This is a genomic window from Enterobacillus tribolii (assembly GCF_003363015.1).
Lineage (GTDB): Bacteria > Pseudomonadota > Gammaproteobacteria > Enterobacterales > Enterobacteriaceae > Enterobacillus > Enterobacillus tribolii.
On the sequence record NZ_QRAP01000008.1, the window covers coordinates 66,712 to 81,738 of the forward strand.

Here is a 15,027-nt window from a genome sequence, read left to right on the forward strand (position 1 = left end):
ATACCTGCCCTTCATCATACGCCCCTTACCTTTCATTAATATGTCGTTAACACAACGTGTATTTTTGTTCAAAACGGCGCCCGGCCATAAATTACGTTGACCTCGTATTCGTTCACTTCCGGTAACCATTCCGGCAATGCGGGAGGAGGCGCTTCGCTTTCCCGCACGTTTTGCAGCGGCCAGGCGCCGACGTCGAGGGCGCGCCAAAAATATTGCCGCAGCCATGTGCCGTATCCGCCAACCACGAAGCCCCGGTTACGCACCTGATAGGCCCCGCGATCCGCCAGATAAATCCGCCGCAGCCCGTACCAGGGTACGCCCGGCAGATCGTGATGCACGATGTGATAGTTCAGATTGAGAAACAGCAGGCGCCAGGGCCATGCCGCCTCATTAATAATAGAACGGGCTGGAGGTTCGTCCATCGCACGGTGTTCATAAAATGAGCGAACCATCGCCAGCCCCAGCGCCGGGTAGCTGATGGCGAACAGATAAAATCCGGGGGCGATCCCGCGCTGCGCCAGCCACAGCAGTAATAAAGCCAACAGCGTGAAGTGCACCGCCCACACGGCGACACGGCCGCGATCGCCGCCGGCGATGCGGCTCACCTCTTCACGCAGCAGGGATGCAATTCCCAGCGCCGGCCCCAGCAGCAACCGGCCCGGAAACGTGTTGCGCAGGCGAATCAGGCCGCGCCACCAGCGCGGCGCATGCTGCCAGCGCTCGGCGGTGAAGTAATAGGATTCCGGATCGTCGAGGGGATTCGTCAGGTTTTCATTGCGGTGATGCGCCAGATGGCCGTCGCGGTACACCGCATAGGGATACCACACCGCCAGCGGCAACAGCCCGAGCAGCGCATTCAGCGCGGGGAAACGCGTCGGATGACCGTGAATCAGCTCATGCTGGAGCGACATGTACCAGGTCGTCAGCACGATCAACAGCGGCGTTCCCCACCCGGCGCCTAACGTTTGCCAGTTCAGCACCACGCCGAACCAGCCGCCATAAATCGCGGCAATGACGCACCAGGTAGGAAGCTCCCGGCGCCAAAGCCATGAAGCTCTCCAGCGCTCGATGCGCTGCCGCTGACGGTCATTCAGATAATATGCGGACGACTGGCTCATAAGCGCCTCTTCGGTAACGGAAATGCGCCCAGTATTCCTGTTTCTTTTAATTCCATTAAATAATAAAAATGAAATTTAAATTACCAAAAGAAATATAAAATCCCGAATAAGTGGTAAATATGTTGCAAAATGGTTAGAAAGGGATGAGGCCGGCGCGTTATAATGCGGCCGTATCGTTGACTGCAGAGGCATTCTGATGGGTAACAAACTGATTGTCGGCACCCTGTTTTTGATGACGCTCGGCGGCGTCGCCGGTGTAATTCTGGCCGGCATCATTATTTACGTACATTCCTGACACACCGTTTGTGTCTGCCGCGTAAATTGACCTACTATATCGCCATTCTCTCTGATTTTTTAAGGTCTGTCCGTTATGGCGATTATCCCCAAAAACTACGCCCGCCTGGAAAACGGTTATCGCGAAAAGGCGCTGAAACTGTACCCCTGGGTATGCGGTCGTTGTTCACGCGAGTTCGTTTACTCCAACCTGCGCGAGCTTACCGTGCACCACATCGATCACGATCACACCAATAATCCGGAAGATGGCAGCAACTGGGAATTACTCTGTCTGTACTGCCATGACCACGAACACTCGAAGTATACCGAAGCCGATCAGTACGGCTCCCGCGTCGTGGCAGGCGAGGATGCGCAGAAAGACGTCGGAGAGGCAACCTATAACCCCTTCGCCAATCTGAAAGCAATGATGAATAAGAAGTGATGACGCCCGCGGAGGGCATTCCCCTCCGCGGATCGATCAGAACAGATCGGAGCCGTAGCCCCACATAATCACGGTAATCCCCAGCAGCAACTCCAGCACCAGCACCCCGATGGCGAACGTCGAGCCGGAAAAGATGAATCCCTGCTTTTTGTCGATCCCCAGAAAACTGGGTATGCCGTGGTACAGCAAATAGCCGCTGTAACACACGCCGGCAATCACCGCCAGCATGCACAGCCAGACCAGCGGGTACAGCGCCACGACGCCGCTGAGAAACATCGGCGTAGCGACATACGCGGCAAAAACGATGCATTGCTGCAACGAGGGCGTGTTCGCGTAGCGGCTCGCCATCCAGTGGATGACCTGCCCCACCAGCGCCACCGCGCCCAGCATCAGCGCATAAAAGATGATGGCAATAACCAGCGCCGTTACCGGCTCGACACGGAACACCCGCCCTGCGCCGAAATTCCAGCCGAACTGCGTGGTGCCGATAAATGAACAGACCACCGGAATGGCGGCCATAAAGGCGATATAGTGAGCATAAAGATGAGGCAGCGCCTCATTCTCCTGCCGGATTTCCCGGAACTCCTGGGCCGGATGCGATAGCAGTCCCCAAACATGGTTACTCATAATACACACCCCCTGATATCTTCAGCGGCGCACCGCCAGCGCGGCGCTCCTGATAGCAATTATAGGTGTGATTACCGCATCCTGCCTCAGAGGTCAGGCTTTCCGGCGCGGCAACAGGCGAGTAACGGTGCCGACCAGCGCCAGCACCACCGCCCCCGCGACCACGCCGAACAGCATGTTCAGCAGCGTGGCGCCGGCGAAGCCGATAGTTGAACCGATCACCGGCAACGTACTGCCGGCGGCGGCCAGGTTTTCGACGAGATGATGCACCCACGGCAGGCCGTGAACGATAATCCCGCCGCCGACCATAAACATCGCCATCGTCCCGACCACGGAAAGCAGCTTCATCAGATAAGGCGCGGCATTGACGATCAAACCGCCGGTGCGCTGCACCAGCGCCGACGATTTTTTACTCATCCACAGCCCCAAATCGTCGAGTTTGACGATGCCGGCCACAATGCCGTAAACCCCGACGGTCATGATCAGCGCGATGCCGCTCAGCACGATCACCTGTTGCAGGAACGTCGCCTCCGCGACCGTGCCCAGGGTAATCGCCACGATTTCCGCGGAAAGAATAAAGTCGGTGCGTACGGCGCCCTTCACTTTCTGCTTCTCGTATAACGCCAAATCCTGCGGAATGCTCTCGCTCTCCGCCGCGTCCTGCTTTTCGTCCTTACCATGCAGGAAACGATGCGCGATCTTCTCGAATCCTTCGTAGCACAGAAACGCGCCGCCCAGCATCAGCAACGGCGTAATCGCCCAGGGAATAAAGGCGCTTATCAATAACGCGAGAGGAACCAAAATCACTTTGTTCAGCAGCGACCCTTTCGCTACCGCCCACACCACCGGGATTTCGCGTTCAGCCCGAACGCCGCTCACCTGCTGCGCATTCAGCGCCAAATCGTCACCCAGGACGCCGGCGGTCTTACGCGCCGCCATTTTGCTCATCATGGCGACGTCATCAAGCACGGAGGCGATATCATCAATTAACGTCAGTAAACTGCTGCCAGCCACAGGGAAACCCTTTCATTGGTCAATGTCGCGACATCATAGAAGCTGGAAGAGAAAATGTCTTCCGCGAGTTTTTCAGGGAGGGGAAAAAGCCGCGTGTTTCGGACACGCGGCAGGCAAGGATATCAGGAAACGATCAGTTCTCCGCGACCTGAACGCCGCGCTGATGCAAGCTTTTCTGCTTTTTGTAACTCAGCGCCGCCGCCGGCACCGGCGCAGCTTTACCGGTCAGCATCCATTCGCGCAGCCGGTTGGCGTCGGCGAAATGGGTATATTTCCCGAAGGCATCCAGCACCACCAATGCCACCTGACGGCCGCCGATCGTGGTGCGCATGGCGAGGCAGTGCCCCGCCTGGTTGGTAAACCCGGTTTTGGTCAGCTGTATATTCCAGGTGTCGTTACGGACCAGGTGATTGGTATTATTGAACGTCTGAGTGTACACCGGATGAGAGAATGTTACCGTTTCACTCTCCATCGTACTTAACTGGCTGATCAACGGATATTTTTTCGTCGCTTCCAGCAAACGGACCAGATCGTGGGCCGTTGAGACATTATTGACGGACAGGCCGGTCGGCTCCACGTAGCGTGTGTGATTCATTCCCAGCGCGCGGGCCTTGGCGTTCATCGCCCGGATAAAGGCGTCGTAGCCGCCCGGATAGTTATGAGCCAGGCTGGCGGCGGCGCGGTTTTCCGACGACATCAGCGCCAGCAGCATCATCTGACGGCGGCTGACTTCACTGCCGACCTTCACCCGGGAGAATACGCCTTTCAGCTCTTTGGTATTGTGGATATCCACCGAGATCACTTCGTCCAGCGCGGGCTTGGCGTCGAGCGCCACCATGACCGTCATCAGCTTGGTAATCGACGCGATCGGCACCTGAACGTTCGGATTGCTGGAGTAGATCACCTTATTGTTTTGCAGGTCCACCACCAACGCACTGCCCGATGCCAGCACCAGCGGAGAGGCGCTGTGCGCATCTGGCGTATTTTCGCTGGCGAACACCGGCGTGAGCGCCGCCATACTGCTTCCCACCAAGAGTAAACTTAACAAAGAGATACGAAGTTTTGCACGCATGATATCTATTTCATGAAATGATCAACAAAACCGGAACCGGCTGCACAAGGCTCCCATAGCCTGACATTCCGCAACGTGCCCCGCCACGCCGGACGGCATAGGACGAAACGGTTCATCATACTCGTTTTAAGATTATTCAACCCATATCTAATTTATATAATTTATGTATCCAGATGTGATTGAAATATGAAGCTAAGTTGTCGCGCGCGCCGTAAAAAGCGCGGCGGCAAAAACTATTGCAATGTATTGTTAAATAATAAAATATCAGACCTTTCCGCCCACGATAAACAAGCGCGGAAACGCCAGCAATACGCAACCGTCACGGCGCGGCGGATAAGCCAGCCGTAACTCCGCCAAATAGCGTTGTAAAAACCGTTCCTGTTCGTCGTCGTTCAGCTTATCCAGAAACGGACGCAGCCCGGTAGCCCGGAGCCAGTCGACGATCGCCTGTGCATCCGGCATGACGTGGTAATAAGTCGTGCGCCAGATATCGGGCTGACAGCCGCTTTCCGTCAGTAAATCATAATAGTCATCGGCGCTAAGCGGCTTTTCACGCAGTTGCCCGATATCGCCAAAGCGCTCCCGCCACGCCTCTTCGCCCGCAACTTTGCGCATCAGTTGGTGCGAGGGTTGATCCAGGTTATCCGGTATCTGAAAAGCCAGTACGCCGCCCGGCGCCAGCTGACCGGCCAGGTGCGGAATCAGTCGCCGGTGATCGGGTACCCATTGCAGCGAGGCGTTGGCATAGATAATGTTCTGCGGCTGCGGCGCATGCCAGGTAGTGATGTCAGCCTGCTGAAACAGGCAGGAAGGCAGCCGTTCGGCCGCTTTTGCCAGCATGGCGGACGAAGAATCAACGCCGGTGATAACGGCCTGCGGCCAGGCGCGATACAACAACGCCGTGCTGTTGCCGGGGCCGCAGCCCAGGTCGCTGATACAGGCGGGTGAAACGGCGGAAATTCGCGCCAGCAGCTCCGCCGCCGGGCGGGTTCTTTCCGCTTCAAAACGCAGATAAAGCTCGGGATTCCAGTCTTTCATAACACTCCCGGAAGAAAAGCGACAATGAGAAGATCCGGGAAATAAGATAGGTGGGTTACGATCGATGCGCCAGATAAAAACGTCAGTCGCCGCACTCACGTTCAATAACGGCGGCAATCTCCGCTGATGTCATCAGAGCACGCACCTGGCGGAACAGCTCATCCGCGCAGGGATACTCTTTACGCAGATATCCCAGCCATTGCTTGATTCTGGCTACGTGATACAGCCCGGTGTCTCCCTGCTTTTCCAGCCGGACATAACGCCGGAGCAGTTGCATCACCGCATCCCACGGCATCGGCGGTTCGTTGTATTTCACCACGCGGCACAGGTTAGGCACATTGAGGGCACCGCGCCCCAGCATTACCGCGTCGCAGCCGGTTTCATCCATACAGGCACGAGCGCTCTGCCAGTCACGAATTTCGCCGTTGGCAATCACCGGGATAGTCAAACGCCGGCGGATCTCGCCAATGGCCTGCCAGTCAATGCGGTCGGCGCGATAGCCATCCTCCTTGGTGCGGCCATGAACGACGATTTCCGTCGCCCCTGCCTGCTGCACGGCATCGGCGATTTCAAATCGTCGCGCCGGGGAGTCCCATCCCAGACGGACCTTCACCGTCACCGGCAACGACGCCGGTACGGCAGCGCGAATCGCTTTGGCCCCCTGATAAATCAGTTCGGGATCTTTAAGCAGCGTTGCGCCGCCGCCGCTGCCGTTTACCGCCCTGGATGGGCAGCCGCAGTTAAAATCAACGCCGTAAGAACCAAGTTCCACGGCGCGACAGGCATTCTCCGCCAGCCACTGAGGATACTGCCCCAGCAGTTGCACCCGCACCGGCGTTCCCGACGCCGTACGGCTGTTTCGCTCCAGCTCCGGACACAGACGCAAAAACACTTTTTCAGGCAGCAGATTATCCACCACGCGCACGAATTCGCTGATGCATAAATCGTAGTCATTGACCGAGGTCAGCAGCTCGCGCACCAGAGAATCCAGCACGCCTTCCATCGGAGCCAGTAGTACCCGCATTGCCCGCCCTTGATAACCGGAAAGGCGCAAATGGTACTGAGTTCATCGCCTGCCCGCAACGGGAGAACAACGATCCGGCGCGGAAAACAGGAGATCACCCCCACCGTTTCCCGTTGATGCAGCTAACGCATAACGATACGCCTGAGTGGCGTATAAAAAGATCGGCCGTGACCCTGTACTCTGTTGCCTCCGGAGCCTAAAGTTTCTGCTCACACAAAGACAGCGTTTATGAGGTCACCGTCATGTCACAACTTCGTCTCGCCTATGGTCAACTCTCCCCGCAAGCCTATGCCGGCTTAATCCAGTGCAATCAGGCGCTGGCGCAAAGCCCGCTGGGCCATTTAATCGAACTGGTATATCTGCGGGTATCACAAATCAACGGCTGCGCTTTCTGCCTGGACATGCACAGTAAAGCCTTGCGCAAAGCCGGGTACGCACAGCACAAGCTGGACACGCTGGCAGGTTGGCGCGTATCCGAAGCCTTTGACGAACGTGAACGTGCCGCGCTCGACTGGGCGGAAGCCGTCACCGACATCGCACACAGCGGTACATCGGATGCCTTATTCTCGGCGCTGAAAACGCACTTCACCGACGCGGAAATTGCCGATCTGACCTTTGCCACCAGCCTGATGAACGCGTTTAACCGGCTGGCCATCAGTATGCGCCAGTGACAGAACGGATACGCCGGGTGCTTCCACACCCGGTATCGCGGCAGTAAAAAATGAAATCTGACGGGCGGCAATGCCGCCCCGATAATTATGATGCGATGATAAACTGGTCGCGCAACGCCTGTACTTCATCACGCAGACGCGCCGCTTCCTCAAACTCCAGATTCTGTGCGTGCGTATACATCTGGCTTTCCAGCTCGCGGATTTTCTGTTCAAGCTGCTTCGGCGACATCGCCTGATATTTTGCTGCCGGCTCCGCCGCACGGGAAGTCCGGGTTCCTTTGTTACGGCCGCGGGCCGGACCATCGCCGATTTGCAGGATATCGGCAATCTTCTTGTTCAGCCCTTGCGGCACGATACCGTTCGCTTCGTTATACGCTTCCTGCTTACTGCGGCGGCGCTCGGTTTCATCGATAGCTTTCGCCATCGACGGCGTAATGCGATCGCCATACAGAATCGCCATTCCGTTCAGGTTACGCGCGGCACGGCCGATAGTCTGAATCAGTGAACGCTCGGAACGCAGGAAGCCCTCTTTGTCCGCGTCCAGAATCGCCACCAGCGACACTTCCGGCATATCCAGCCCCTCACGCAGCAGGTTGATCCCCACCAGCACGTCAAACTCGCCCAGGCGCAGGTCGCGGATTATCTCAACGCGCTCTACGGTGTCGATATCGGAGTGCAGGTAACGCACGCGTACGTCATGCTCTTCCAGGTATTCCGTCAGGTCTTCCGCCATGCGTTTCGTCAGCGTCGTTACCAGCACGCGTTCATTGATCGCCGCGCGTTTACGGATTTCAGACAGCAGGTCATCCACCTGCGTGGATACCGGCCGTACCTCCAGCCTGGGATCCAGCAGCCCGGTCGGACGAACGACCTGATCGATAACATCGCCGCCGGATTTCTCCAGCTCGTAATTCCCCGGCGTCGCAGAAACATAAATCGTCTGCGGCGCCAGCGCCTCAAATTCCTCAAAGCGTAACGGGCGGTTGTCCAGCGCCGAAGGCAGGCGGAACCCATACTCCACCAGCGTCTCTTTACGCGCACGGTCGCCGCGGTACATGCCGCCAATCTGGGGAATGGTTACGTGGGATTCATCCACCACCAGCAGGCCATCGGCGGGAAGGTAGTCAAACAGCGTGGGCGGCGGCTCGCCCGGCCCGCGCCCGGAGAGGTAGCGTGAATAGTTTTCAATGCCGGAGCAGTAACCCAGCTCATTCATCATCTCCAGATCGAACTGGGTGCGCTGCGTCAGGCGCTGCTCTTCCAGCAGCTTATTGTTCGCCAGCAGATTTTTGCGCCGCTCCGCCAGCTCATCTTTGATTTCTTCCATTGCCTGAAGAATACGTTCGCGCGGCGTAACGTAGTGAGACTTAGGGTAAACGGTGAAACGGGGCACTTCATACAGCACCTGCCCGGTCAGTGGATCGAACAGCGACAGCCGCTCCACCTCCTCATCAAACAGCTCAACGCGCAGCGCTTCCTCATCGGATTCTGCGGGGAAGATATCGATGACCTCGCCGCGCACCCGGAACGTACCGCGCTGAAATGCCTGATCGTTGCGCGTGTACTGAAGCTCCGCCAGGCGGCGCAGGATCGCGCGCTGATCGATCAACATCCCCTTGGTGAGATGCAGCATCATCTTCAGGTAGGCATCCGGATCGCCCAGGCCGTAGATCGCCGACACGGACGCCACCACCACGACGTCACGCCGCTCCAGCAGCGCCTTGGTGGCGGACAGACGCATCTGCTCGATGTGTTCGTTGACGGAGGCGTCTTTCTCGATAAAGGTATCGGAGCTGGGAACATAAGCTTCCGGCTGATAGTAGTCGTAATAAGAAACGAAATACTCCACCGAGTTCTCCGGGAAGAACTGCTTCATCTCGCTGTACAACTGCGCCGCCAGCGTCTTGTTCGGCGCCAGCACCATGGTCGGCCGGTTCAGATCGGCAATGACGTTAGCAATGGTGAATGTCTTGCCCGAACCGGTTACCCCCAGCAAGGTCTGGTGCGCAAGCCCGTCCTCCAGCCCTTCTTCCAAACGACGGATAGCCTCTGGCTGATCGCCGGCAGGCTGGAATGCAGAATGTAATTTGAACACTTTACTCATGGTCGACACCTTGCGGGCTTGCAGCTCTGATACGGGGAATAATAACGCCGCTGTATGTATTGAAGGTTATGCCGTGATTCACTTGCGGGCAATCATTTCTGATTCTTGCTGGATTATTAGCGGCCGGTATGATTATACTGTATATACAACCAGCTTGAAACTTATAATATTGTTTTTATGGAGGCGGCACAGGATTCATTTCCATCAGATTACACAAGTTTTACAATTTTCACCTGACAATGACATTTATCCCCAGCACGGTCGTCTGAGTTAGCGTTTATCATATGTCTTTGTCAAGCCCTTCTATATCCGGCATCAATTGTATGCCGAGGTGCTTGATTTTAGTTAACACATTGAAATTATTATCATTAAAAAAAAGGACGACTTTCCGGGCAACCCGTCCGTAACCCGCGTCTCATCTGCTTTCATCCCTGTTTTCTAAGTCTCATACACAAGGTTATCCACAGGAATAGTGGATAACTCCCACCGCCCCGCCTGCGGCCTGAGTTACAGAAAAATGACGGCTCGTCATAAAAAATTACCGAAAGGCTATTTTTAGTTAAATTTTCAGTTTTTTTCTGCCTGCTATATTCCCGTATGCGCTAAACAAAAAATGAAACAAACGAATCGTTATATTCTCTGCCTGCGTTGCATGACGGCATCAGGGAGGCGCCCCAACTTGCACTGAAATTGTCCGAGCAAGCGCCGACGCGGCGCTGGCGCCGGATGTCGGCAGCGCCTTCCCCTGGCGGCTACGCTATGATTTTGCTGCCCAACGTCCAATCACAGACGTCTTACTTCATTAATCCAGGCGCAGGTCACGCCGATCTCCTCCTGACATTTATTAAGGATAAGCAGAGCAAATTTCACTTAATAAGTAAGGATAATATGCTGTTGCCATACTTTTTCCTGCCAGACCCGAATTTCAACGCTTATTCTCTGGAAAAAATACTGACTTACCTCAACCAACCGGCAATATTACGCTGAAGGCCCGTATCCATATCCCTCGCCGCCCGGTACAGATTACACTGCATCGTCGTTTGCGCCAGTTCCAGCAGGCCGGCGTCAACCGCACAGCGTTTACGCTCTTTCAGCCAGCGTAACACGCTGGCCAGGTGCCAAATCGCCGTTTTTCCCTGATGCAGCGGCGCAGGAAAAGCATACCCGCCCTGCTCCATGATTTTTCTCATGTTCTGCCGGGAAAAACCGAGCAAATCAGCAATGTCGGTCAGGCCGACGAAATCCGGTGACGCCTCCGCCAGCACAGCCCCCGGAATCACTGCGCGAACCTGAACGATCGCACTGGAAATCGCCGCCGCCGCATCCTCCGCCTCACGGTTAAAATTCAGGGCAATGCGGCCATTCAGCCCGATGCCGATCAATGCATCATCACATCCGCCTGCTCCCAGCGCTTCTATATAAGCGGCGGGATCGGCTTCGGCATCCGGCAATGAAAATATCAGCGTAAACTCAAAATTAGCCATCCGTTGTTCTCCTCTTTTCAGACATCCGGTTCTGATGAACCTCATTTTGGCCGGGCGTGCCCTGGTGGATGGCACAGTGTTCTACCACTCTGCAAAGCTGCCTGGCATGCAGCTCCGCGCAGCGGGGCGTTGACCAGACACAACATATGCAAAACTCACCGCAACGGCAGCGCTCGCCGGGATAAGGACAAAACACTTTTCCCCACGCATGACTCCCGCCCGGCTCAACACGCCAGCCCTGCTGCTCAAGATAACGTAGCGAACGTTCAATCTCTTTCTTTGGATGTACGGGTCTCATAGTTCGTCCTTAGCGTAAAACAGACAGATGAAAGTTGTCAACTGACAACCTGACATGCAATGAAAAACACCGGGGCAATCTAACGCGGCCATCGACGGGGAAAAACTATCAAATTGAAAAGCGGCGAAACGCCGCGCGTTCTTTTTGCGCGGCGTATGTATGTGCATTAAAGCGTGCGGGGAAGCTCGAGAAATGAGGTCAGTGAAGCGGGATCCGCGCCGGGGCGAAAAGGAATTTCACCCAGCAGGGGCATCGGTAACAACATACGCAGCGTCGCCATATATTCTTTATGGCGGGCGCCGGGGGGTATCACGCAGTTGGCGATCCAGCCACCGGAATGCAGCCCGGCCTGCTGAATAGCCTGCGCCGTCAGCAGCGCATGATTGATGCACCCCAGCTTTACGCCGACGACCAAAATCACCGGCAGGCGTTCCATCCTGGCCCAGTCGGAGAAAAGTACGGTATCCGAAAGCGGGGTGAACCAGCCGCCGGCCCCTTCCACCAATACCCAGTCTGCCTGCCGGCTCAGGGAGGCCAGCCCCGCGGACATAACCCCGGTATCAACCGCCATTCCCTCCGCGCGGCTGGCAATATGGGGCGACGTCGGTTCGGCAAAGGTATAAGGATTGATGTCGTTATAATCAGGCATTGGGAATGAAGCCGCCCGCAGCGCCAGCGCATCGCCGTTGCGCAGCCCTTCAGGGCCGCGCTCACTGCCGGAAGCCACCGGCTTATAGCCGATAGCCCGTTTCCCTGCCCGTTTCGCCGCTTCGAGCAGCACGCAACTGACGAACGTCTTCCCCACTTCCGTATCCGTTCCGGTCAAAAACCATCTTTCACTCACGTTCTATTACTCCCAGAATTAATTGATAGCTCAGGGGATATTTCCCCTGCCGTTGCGGATAAACCGCCAGCAGGTGCGCCATGCGTTGCCGGCCGCTCAGGCCGGGGTGTCGCCCCTGGTGCAGGTGCGTAGCGCCAATCCCCTTCAGGCTGTGCAGCACGCCGGGCACGCTGCTGAACAATTCGGTTTCCGTGTGCTGATAAAGCCGGTGCGGGTAAGGCCGGCAGGCATCCGCAATCGCTTCAGCACTGAGAAAATGGTTAACGTGCGGCCGATCGTCCACCTGCGACCAGGCTTCGCGCAGCTCGCGCAGAGAGTGCTCCGCCAGCGTGCTGAACAGGATCTTTCCGCCCGGACGGGTCACCCTGTGCATTTCTTTCAGCGCAGCCTTCAGCGAGGTGCACCATTGCACCGCCAGATTGCTGAAGCACAGATCCACACTCGCGTCTTCCAGCGGAAGATGTTCGATATCCCCCTGTAAATAGCGATCGGCGCAGCCGTTTTCCCGCGCTTTGTCCAGCATGCCCGGCGCCAGATCCAGCGCGGTAACGCAATGCCCGCGCATTCTCCAGGCGTGACTGAAATAGCCGGTGCCGCAGCCGGCATCCAGTACCTTGCTCCCGGCGGCGGCGGGCGGCGCCAGAGCCATCAGTTTTTCCCCGCTGAGACGCTGAAAGCGCGCAGCCTGGTCGTACTGCGCGGCGGCGCGGCTGAAGGCCGCTGCGATGGCGGCTTTGTCATGCAGCGCAGTCATGCAGCGCCTCCAGCAGTAAACGGATATCCTGCTCTTCATGGGCGGCGCTCAGCGTAATGCGCAGACGCGCGCTGCCCGGCGGAACCGTGGGAGGGCGAATGGCCGTGGCCCAGATCCCCCGGCGGCGCAGTGCATCCGCCAGGGTCAGGCTGGCCTGATTATCACCGATGAGCAGCGGCTGAATGGCCGTCGCCGACGCCCCCTGCGAATAAGGCAACTCCGCCGCGGAATGCCGGAAAAAATCGATATGCGCATGCAGCCGGGCGCGCAGATCATCGCCCCGGCGAATACGTCGCAGCGCAGCGGAAAGCGCGACCGCCTGAGCTGGCGGCATCGCCGTGCTGTAAATCAGGTGACGGGCGAATTGCAGCAGGTATTCCGCCAGCGGCGCGTCGCATAACACGGCCGCGCCGCTGACGCCGAAAGCCTTGCCGAACGTCACCACCAGGATTTCCGGCCGTACGCCTTGCCGCCAGCAGCTTCCCCGGCCTTCTTCACCGCAGACACCGATGCCGTGCGCGTCATCCACCATCAGCCAACCGGCCTTCCGGCGGCTCAGTTGGTGCAACGCCGCCAGCGGCGCGGCGTCGCCGTCCATGCTGAATACGCCTTCGGTCACAACCAGCGTCTGCCCCTGACTGGGCGCGTCGAGCAGAGACGCCAGCGCGTCCGGGTCGTTATGGCGAAAACGCCGCAGTTCCGCCGGGGAATGCATCGCGGCCTCCAGCAGGGAAGCGTGGCTGAGTTTATCGGCCAGAATTCTGTCACCGCGCTGCGTCAGCGCGCCGATAACGGCCTGATTCGCGGCATAGCCGGACACAAACAGCAGCGCGCGCGGAAATCCCAGCCATGCGGCCAGTTCCTCTTCCAGCGCCTGATGCGCCGCCGTGTGGCCGGTAACGTGGCCGGAAGCCGTACTGCCGACGCCGTAGCGTTCCGCGCCCCGTTGCCAGGCGTCAATCACCGCCGGATCGCGGCTCAGCCCGAGGTAGTCGTTCGCAGCAAAATTGAGATAGCGCCGCCCGTCCACTTCGACGAAACGCCCCCCGCCCTGGCGGCTGACGCAGCGGGTGCGGTATGCGCCGTCGGCATGACGCTGCGCCAGCGCCGTGCCGATGCGTTGCTCCCAGCTCATTGCGGCGCCGCGTTATAAAACAGTTCGGTATCCGCATGCAGCAATTGTTCGGCCAGGTGACGGCCTTGCTGGTTGTCGCCGCGTTCGGTTTCCGTCTGCTGCGGATTCAGCCCCAGCTTGCGGAACAGTTGCAGATCTTTATCCTCTTCCGGATTCGGCGTCGTCAGCAGCTTACAGCCGTAAAACACCGAGTTAGCGCCGGCCATAAAGCACAGGGCCTGCGTTTGCTCGTTCATCTGCTCGCGCCCGGCGGAAAGGCGGACGTATGAACGCGGCATCATGATGCGCGCAACGGCTATCGTGCGAATGAAGTCAAAGGCGTCGACGTTTTCGTTCTCCGCCAGCGGCGTTCCCTTCACCTTCACCAGCATGTTGATCGGCACGCTCTCCGGCGGCACGGGCAGGTTCGCCAGCTGAACCAGCAGACCCGCGCGATCATTTACCGTTTCTCCCAAACCGACGATGCCGCCGGAGCACACCTTGATGCCCGCCGCACGTACTTCTTCCAGCGTATCCAGCCGCTCCTGATACGTGCGGGTGGTAATGATGTTGCCGTAAAACTCCGGGGAAGTGTCGAGGTTATGGTTGTAGTAATCCAGCCCGGCGCCGGCCAAGCGGTGCGCCTGCTCTGCGGTAAGCGAGCCCAGCGTCATGCAGGTCTCCAGGCCCAGTTGCTTCACGCCGTGTACCATCTGCTCCAGATAAGGCATGTCGCGCTCATGCGGGTTTTTCCACGCCGCGCCCATGCAGAAGCGGGTCGATCCCGCCGCTTTAGCCTTGCGCGCGGCGTCCAGCACGCGTCCGACTTCCATCAGTTTCTCCGCCGCCACGCCGGTTTTATAGCGCGAACTTTGCGGGCAGTATTTGCAGTCTTCCGGGCAAGCGCCGGTCTTGATCGACAGCAGCGTGCTGACCTGAACCTGACGCGGATCGAAATGGCGGCGGTGAACCTGCTGCGCCTCAAATAAGAGCTCAATAAACGGTTTATTAAACAGGGCGATAGCCTGCGCGGTCGTCCAGTGAGTACGTTCGGTCACGACGATATCTCCACGAGAAAAAGTCTCGCCAGTTTAGAAAAAAACCTTATACTGTCAACCAAATGATCACTTAAATGGTTTACTACAAAGAA

General features: G+C 57.5%; 14 protein-coding genes. 2 read left to right on the top strand and 12 right to left on the bottom strand.

The annotated features are described in order from the left end of the window. Positions 1-68: 68 nt before the first annotated feature. Complete coding sequence (locus tag C8D90_RS16430) at positions 69-1,118, bottom strand: fatty acid desaturase (RefSeq protein ID WP_115459554.1); 1,050 nt, start codon at positions 1,116-1,118, stop codon at positions 69-71. A gap of 370 nt (positions 1,119-1,488) precedes the next feature. Between C8D90_RS16430 and yajD the strand changes: the two genes are divergently transcribed. After that, positions 1,489-1,833 (top strand): HNH nuclease YajD, encoded by a 345-nt coding sequence (yajD, locus tag C8D90_RS16435; protein WP_115459555.1) that lies wholly within the window; start codon positions 1,489-1,491, stop codon positions 1,831-1,833. Between the two features lie 36 nt (positions 1,834-1,869). Here yajD and C8D90_RS16440 read toward each other — a convergent pair whose 3' ends face one another. The 5 genes from C8D90_RS16440 to dusC form a co-directional block, all read right to left on the bottom strand. Next, positions 1,870-2,460 (bottom strand): Yip1 family protein, encoded by a 591-nt coding sequence (locus tag C8D90_RS16440; protein ID WP_115459556.1) that lies wholly within the window; start codon positions 2,458-2,460, stop codon positions 1,870-1,872. Between the two features lie 93 nt (positions 2,461-2,553). Next, complete coding sequence (locus C8D90_RS16445; protein WP_115459557.1) at positions 2,554-3,474, bottom strand: DUF808 domain-containing protein; 921 nt, start codon at positions 3,472-3,474, stop codon at positions 2,554-2,556. 133 nt (positions 3,475-3,607) lie between these two features. After that, entirely contained in the window at positions 3,608-4,546 is a 939-nt protein-coding gene (pbpG, locus tag C8D90_RS16450) for a D-alanyl-D-alanine endopeptidase (protein ID WP_115459558.1), read from the bottom strand. 264 nt (positions 4,547-4,810) lie between these two features. Then, positions 4,811-5,584: a trans-aconitate 2-methyltransferase gene (tam, locus tag C8D90_RS16455; protein ID WP_115459559.1), complete on the bottom strand. Its 774-nt coding sequence runs from the start codon at positions 5,582-5,584 to the stop codon at positions 4,811-4,813. Positions 5,585-5,666: 82 nt separating this feature from the next. Then, the gene (gene dusC / locus C8D90_RS16460) at positions 5,667-6,608 is read right to left on the bottom strand and encodes a tRNA dihydrouridine(16) synthase DusC (RefSeq protein ID WP_115459560.1); all 942 of its coding nucleotides are present in this window, start codon (positions 6,606-6,608) and stop codon (positions 5,667-5,669) included. A 242-nt stretch (positions 6,609-6,850) separates the two neighbouring features. Between dusC and C8D90_RS16465 the strand changes: the two genes are divergently transcribed. Then, on the top strand, positions 6,851-7,279 hold the full coding sequence (locus tag C8D90_RS16465; RefSeq protein ID WP_115459561.1) for a carboxymuconolactone decarboxylase family protein: 429 nt from the start codon (positions 6,851-6,853) through the stop codon (positions 7,277-7,279). Between the two features lie 85 nt (positions 7,280-7,364). On the opposite strand, the gene uvrB is transcribed toward C8D90_RS16465, so the two are convergent. The 6 genes from uvrB to bioB form a co-directional block, all read right to left on the bottom strand. Further along, positions 7,365-9,383 (bottom strand): excinuclease ABC subunit UvrB, encoded by a 2,019-nt coding sequence (gene uvrB / locus C8D90_RS16470; protein ID WP_115459562.1) that lies wholly within the window; start codon positions 9,381-9,383, stop codon positions 7,365-7,367. 956 nt (positions 9,384-10,339) lie between these two features. Then, positions 10,340-10,867 (bottom strand): helix-turn-helix transcriptional regulator, encoded by a 528-nt coding sequence (locus tag C8D90_RS16480; RefSeq protein WP_115459564.1) that lies wholly within the window; start codon positions 10,865-10,867, stop codon positions 10,340-10,342. Positions 10,868-11,331: 464 nt separating this feature from the next. Further along, positions 11,332-12,009 (bottom strand): dethiobiotin synthase, encoded by a 678-nt coding sequence (bioD, locus tag C8D90_RS16490; RefSeq protein ID WP_115459565.1) that lies wholly within the window; start codon positions 12,007-12,009, stop codon positions 11,332-11,334. Beyond that, the gene (bioC, locus tag C8D90_RS16495) at positions 12,002-12,763 is read right to left on the bottom strand and encodes a malonyl-ACP O-methyltransferase BioC (protein ID WP_115459566.1); all 762 of its coding nucleotides are present in this window, start codon (positions 12,761-12,763) and stop codon (positions 12,002-12,004) included. The genes bioD and bioC overlap by 8 nt, the downstream gene beginning before the upstream one ends. Beyond that, on the bottom strand, positions 12,747-13,898 hold the full coding sequence (gene bioF / locus C8D90_RS16500) for an 8-amino-7-oxononanoate synthase (protein WP_115459567.1): 1,152 nt from the start codon (positions 13,896-13,898) through the stop codon (positions 12,747-12,749). The genes bioC and bioF overlap by 17 nt, the downstream gene beginning before the upstream one ends. Further along, the gene (gene bioB / locus C8D90_RS16505; RefSeq protein ID WP_115459568.1) at positions 13,895-14,935 is read right to left on the bottom strand and encodes a biotin synthase BioB; all 1,041 of its coding nucleotides are present in this window, start codon (positions 14,933-14,935) and stop codon (positions 13,895-13,897) included. The genes bioF and bioB overlap by 4 nt, the downstream gene beginning before the upstream one ends. Between the last annotated feature and the right edge of the window lie 92 nt (positions 14,936-15,027).

Coding starts and splice junctions, on each gene's coding strand:
- C8D90_RS16430 (WP_115459554.1), bottom strand. CDS start 1,118: ATGAGCCAGTCGTCCGCATATTATCTGAATGACCGTCAGCGGCAGCGC.
- yajD (WP_115459555.1), top strand. CDS start 1,489: ATGGCGATTATCCCCAAAAACTACGCCCGCCTGGAAAACGGTTATCGC.
- C8D90_RS16440 (WP_115459556.1), bottom strand. CDS start 2,460: ATGAGTAACCATGTTTGGGGACTGCTATCGCATCCGGCCCAGGAGTTC.
- pbpG (WP_115459558.1), bottom strand. CDS start 4,546: ATGCGTGCAAAACTTCGTATCTCTTTGTTAAGTTTACTCTTGGTGGGA.
- tam (WP_115459559.1), bottom strand. CDS start 5,584: ATGAAAGACTGGAATCCCGAGCTTTATCTGCGTTTTGAAGCGGAAAGA.
- dusC (WP_115459560.1), bottom strand. CDS start 6,608: ATGCGGGTACTACTGGCTCCGATGGAAGGCGTGCTGGATTCTCTGGTG.
- C8D90_RS16465 (WP_115459561.1), top strand. CDS start 6,851: ATGTCACAACTTCGTCTCGCCTATGGTCAACTCTCCCCGCAAGCCTAT.
- uvrB (WP_115459562.1), bottom strand. CDS start 9,383: ATGAGTAAAGTGTTCAAATTACATTCTGCATTCCAGCCTGCCGGCGAT.
- C8D90_RS16480 (WP_115459564.1), bottom strand. CDS start 10,867: ATGGCTAATTTTGAGTTTACGCTGATATTTTCATTGCCGGATGCCGAA.
- bioC (WP_115459566.1), bottom strand. CDS start 12,763: ATGACTGCGCTGCATGACAAAGCCGCCATCGCAGCGGCCTTCAGCCGC.
- bioF (WP_115459567.1), bottom strand. CDS start 13,898: ATGAGCTGGGAGCAACGCATCGGCACGGCGCTGGCGCAGCGTCATGCC.